General features: G+C 72.5%; 5 protein-coding genes. 2 read left to right on the top strand and 3 right to left on the bottom strand.

Going from position 1 to position 4,403, the window contains the following annotated elements:
* Positions 1-33: 33 nt before the first annotated feature.
* From HKK72_RS36505 to HKK72_RS36495, 3 genes are read right to left on the bottom strand one after another with little or no spacing between them, the layout of a single operon-like run.
* Positions 34-666 (bottom strand): GOLPH3/VPS74 family protein, encoded by a 633-nt coding sequence (locus HKK72_RS36505; protein ID WP_187238959.1) that lies wholly within the window; start codon positions 664-666, stop codon positions 34-36.
* 3 nt (positions 667-669) lie between these two features.
* On the bottom strand, positions 670-906 hold the full coding sequence (locus HKK72_RS36500; RefSeq protein ID WP_187238958.1) for a hypothetical protein: 237 nt from the start codon (positions 904-906) through the stop codon (positions 670-672).
* Positions 903-1,814 (bottom strand): SPFH domain-containing protein, encoded by a 912-nt coding sequence (locus tag HKK72_RS36495; RefSeq protein ID WP_187238957.1) that lies wholly within the window; start codon positions 1,812-1,814, stop codon positions 903-905. Before HKK72_RS36495 ends, HKK72_RS36500 begins: the two co-directional genes overlap by 4 nt.
* Before the next feature lie 120 nt (positions 1,815-1,934).
* On the opposite strand from HKK72_RS36495, the gene HKK72_RS36490 reads away from it, so the two are divergent.
* Complete coding sequence (locus tag HKK72_RS36490) at positions 1,935-2,972, top strand: ROK family protein (protein WP_315987628.1); 1,038 nt, start codon at positions 1,935-1,937, stop codon at positions 2,970-2,972.
* A 105-nt stretch (positions 2,973-3,077) separates the two neighbouring features.
* A partial coding sequence (locus tag HKK72_RS36485; protein ID WP_187238956.1) for a serine/threonine-protein kinase occupies positions 3,078-4,403 on the top strand: 1,326 nt, incomplete at its 3' end.

Raw genomic sequence — 4,403 nt, 5'->3', positions numbered from 1 at the left:
GATTTGCCAACCTGACTGACGGCTTCGGCGGAGTCAGCTCGCGTGCTGCGCCGCGCGTTTCTGCTGGATCGCCTTGCGCAGCGCGGTGGCCGCGGGCCCGGTGACGGCGCTGAGCTCGTTGATGCGCTGCTTGTGCCTGCGGCGGTCCTTGCGGTTCAGGACCGCACGGAGTTCCCCGTTGGCGGCGAGTGCGGCGGCCGCGGCCTCGTACGGATCGACGCGCCCGCTCGGCCGGCCCCCCTGCAGCGCGGTCGACACGCCGCGGGTGAGCTGCGTCACAACCCTTGGGTCACGTACGGTCACCTTGTTGTAGCGGAGGATGCCGTACCGGCGGCGCGGCTCGACCCGGATCCAGCCGTCGGCGGCCAATTGATCCCGTACCGTCCGCACCATGCCGCGGGAGCTCTTGCGCACCCAATGGGTCCACGGGCGAGGCCGGGAGTCGGCGATCTGCCCGAGCACGGCGTCGAGCATCGGGTCCGGGCCGGGCCGCCGCACGAACACCTGCGGTCGGCCCGACTCCTCGGTGAGGTGGCCGCTCAGATAGAGGTCGGCGAGGGCCGCGGCGCGCAGCAGGTATCCGAGGTCGCCGCAGCGGATCTTCTGCCTGTGTGTGTCGTAGGCGAGCAGGTAGAGCCTTTCGGGAAGAGAGTTCGGGACGTTCATGTCCTACTCCTCAGAGGGTTCATCCGGCGCCTCTCCGGAGGCGCGGTCTTTCGGGGGCCGCCCGGGGCGGCGCATCCGGCCCACGGAACCGGGGAGCCGCCCCGCGTCGGCCAGTGCCTTCCGCAGGAGGAACTCGATCTGCGCGTTGGTGCTGCGCAATTCGTCGCCCGCCCACCTGGCCAGCGCATCGTGCACCCCGGGGTCCATCCGGAGCAGGATCTTCTTTCGTTCGCTCGTCACTGGTAGAGGGAGCCGGTGTTCACCACGGGCTGGACCTGATGGTCGCTGCAGAGCACGACCAGCAGGTTGCTGACCATCGCGGCCTTCCTCTCCTCGTCCAGGTCGACCACGTTCTGCTCGTCCAGGCGGTTGAGGGCCGCCTCGACCATGCCGACCGCGCCCTCGACGATCCGCTGCCGGGCCGCCACCACCGCTCCGGCCTGCTGGCGGCGCAGCATGGCCTGGGCGATCTCGGGGGCGTACGCGAGATGCGTGATCCGTGACTCGATGACCTTCACGCCGGCGCTCGCCACCCGGGCCGCGATCTCCGTGGACAGTTTCGCCGTGATCTCGTCGGCGTTGTCACGCAGTGACAGCTGACCCGGCTCATGCGCGTCGTAGGGATAGCTGTTGGCGATGTGCCGCACTGCGGTCTCGGTCTGCATGGCGACGAAAGCGACGAAGTCGTCCACCTCGAAGAACGCGCGGGCGGTGTCCTCCACCTGCCACACCACGACCGCCGCGATCTCGATCGGATTGCCGTCGGCGTCGTTCACCTTCGCCACGTCGGTCTCGTGGTTGCGGATCCGGGTGGAGATCTGGCGCCTCATGGTGATCGGGTTCACCCAGCGCAGACCGTCGGTGCGGACCGTCCCGGTGTAGCGGCCGAGCAGTTGCAGCACCCGTGCTTCACCCGGTGCGACCGGGGTCAGCCCGCCACTGACCACCAGCCCGGCCACGATCGCCAACGCGCCGAGGGCGATGAGCGCCACACTGGGCGAGTCGCTCAGCGTGGCGCCGCGCAGGGCCACGGCCGCGCCGCCGAGAACGACGAGGATGGCGCCGCCGAGTACGGGCCAGCCGTTGGAACCGAACGCGATCCGCTCGCGGACCTGGGGGGCCGGCATGTCCACGTGCTCATCTGTCATGGGGGGTCCTTCCGCCAGTCGCGGGGGCCTTCCCCCGCTGAGGCATCAATTTAGCATAGTGATATCACTTTTTCCTAGACGGTTCCCGAGACGCCCCGGGCCCGGATATCTTCGTCTGCCGTGACCGAAACGCGCATTCGCGACTCCTGGGCAGTTGTCGGACTGGACAACGGCGGCACCACCGACAACGCGACCGTGCTCGACGCCTCAGGGCGCTTCCTCGTGGACCGGCTGGTCGAGGTCCCCAGCCGTGTCCAGGAGGGTCCCGATGCCGCCGTCGAGGCGCTCGTGCTGGCGCTGGAGAACGTCCTGGAACTCACCGGCACCCCCCGAGAGGCGGTGCGCGCCGTGGGTCTCGACACCCCCGGCCCGGCGAGCGCGGACGGGGTCATCTCCTCCAAGGGCGCGACGAACTTCGCGCAGCCCGCCTGGTGGGGGTTCGACTTCCGTGCGGCGCTCCAGACCCGGCTGGACCTCCCGGTCGTCTACAACAACGACGGCAACGCGGCGGCGCTCTACGCCCACCACGCTCGCCATGGCGACCAGGCGGCACGGCACTCCTCGATCGCGGCGATCGTCGGCACCGGTCTGGGCGGCGGCGTCGTCGAGGCGGGCGTCGTCGTGCGCGGCGCGGCCGGCATGGCCGGCGAACTCGGCCACATCCAGATCCCCATGCAGGGGCTGCTGGAGGAGGACCAGCCCGTGCCGGTCTGCAACTGCGGCCTCGCGGCCGACGTGGAGAGCGTCGCCTCGCTCACGGGGATCGAGAAGAACCTGCTGCCCTACTGGCTGACCAGGTTCGAGGGCCACGAACTCGGCCGGGCCGAGTCGCCGGCCAAGGCGGCGAAACTGGTCCGCGGCTACGCGGAGAACCGCGACCCCATGGCGATCAAGATCTTCGAGCAGCAGGCCATGGCGCTCGGCCGGCTCTTCACGATCGCCGCCAACTTCACCGACCCCACGACCTACTTCGTCGGCGGCGGCGTGGTCGAGACGGTGCCCTGGTTCCGCGACTGGTTCCTGGACACCGTTCGCGAGCACACCGTGCTGCGCGAGGAGCAGGAGCGGGCGGCCGCGTTCGCGCTCGTCCCCGATCTCGACATGGCCGGTGCCCGTGGGGCGGCGGTCGCCGCGATGGGGTGGCTTCAGGGGCGCTGACGGCGGGCCTCCCGGGCTCTATGCTGACTGCGACGCAGCCGGCCGGGGGAGGGCCGCTCTCGCGCCCAGGCGCGGCGGGCGCGTGCAGGAGTGGGGGTCGCCCGGATGGTGGATCAGTGGCCGATGGGGGCGGGGCCGTTGCGGCCCGGCGACCCCGAGACCGTGGGGCCGTACGAGCTGCGCGGCCGGATCGGCGAGGGCGGCATGGGCACGGTCTACCTGGGCCGCGACCCGGGCGGCCGCCCCGTGGCGGTGAAGGTCGTCCGGCCGGGGCTGGCCGGCGACGCGCAGTTCGTCGCGAGGTTCCGTGACGAGGTCGCCAACGCTCAGCGGGTGGCCTCGTTCAGCACCGCGCAGGTGCTCGACCACGGGGCGACGCAGGACGGTCGCGCCTACATGGTCACCGAGTTCATCGAGGGCCCGTCGCTGTCGAAGTACGTCTCCGACCAAGGGGCGCTGTCGGCCGGGATGCTGCACGGCGTGGCGGTGGGCGTGGCCGCCGCCCTGGTCGCCATCCACTCCGCCGGCCTGATCCACCGGGACCTCAAGCCCGCCAACGTGCTGCTGTCCATATCCGGTCCGCGGGTGATCGACTTCGGCATCGCCCGCGCGCTCGACGCGGCCTCCTCGCACACGATGACCGGGCAGCTGATCGGCAGCCCGGGCTGGATGGCGCCCGAGCAGATCCTTCGGCAGGAGGTGTCGACCGCGGTCGACATCTTCGCCTGGGGCTGCCTGGTGGCCTACGCCGGGACCGGACGCCCGCCCTACGGGCGTGGCGACTTCCACATGATGGCGGCCCGGGTGGCTCATGCCGAGCCCGACCTCGGCACGCTGCCGGACCCGCTCGGCGGGCTCGTGCGCGCGGCGGTGGCCAGGGACCCGGGTCACCGGCCGGCGGCCGAGGAACTGCTGCTCGCCCTGGTCGGTGGCCGCGGAGGGGCGGTGGCCGTCCAAGAGACCGTGCGCGACGTGTGGGGCCCGTCCGCTCCCGCGGCGCCGTCGCCGTCCGCTCCCGCCGTGCCGTTCGAGTCCGTTCCCCCGACGGCCCCGGCTCCCGCGTCCGCTTCCGCCCCGGCTCCCGCGACCCCCGCTCCCGCGACCCCCGCTCCCGCGACCCCCGCTCCCGCGACGGCCCCGGCCTCCGCTCCGGCCACGGCGACGTCCCCGGCCGCGGTGACGACCTCCGCTCCGGCTACGACTCCCGCTCCCGCAGGGGCCGCCACGTCCCCCATGGGCGGCCGGGCGGCCGACCAGGCCGAGGCCCACGGTGGCCCTGTGGCGCCGACCGAGCCGGTCGCGCTCCCGGCGAGCCCTCCGGCGGTGTCCCGGTCCCCCCGCCGCCGGCCGGCCATGGTCGCCGTCGCCGCCGGCGTCGCCGTCGCCGTCGCGGCGGCCACGGCGGTCTGGTTCATGAACCGCGGCGACACC

Source organism: Actinomadura sp. HBU206391, assembly GCF_014323665.1.
Classification (GTDB): domain Bacteria; phylum Actinomycetota; class Actinomycetes; order Streptosporangiales; family Streptosporangiaceae; genus Actinomadura_C.
Note: the sequence above shows the minus strand (reverse complement) of the source record. Positions and strands in the feature narration are given on the sequence as shown.

Excerpts from the sequence above, each read along its gene's own strand:
- HKK72_RS36495 (WP_187238957.1), bottom strand. The coding sequence starts at position 1,814 with ATGACAGATGAGCACGTGGACATGCCGGCCCCCCAGGTCCGCGAGCGG.
- HKK72_RS36505 (WP_187238959.1), bottom strand. The coding sequence starts at position 666 with ATGAACGTCCCGAACTCTCTTCCCGAAAGGCTCTACCTGCTCGCCTAC.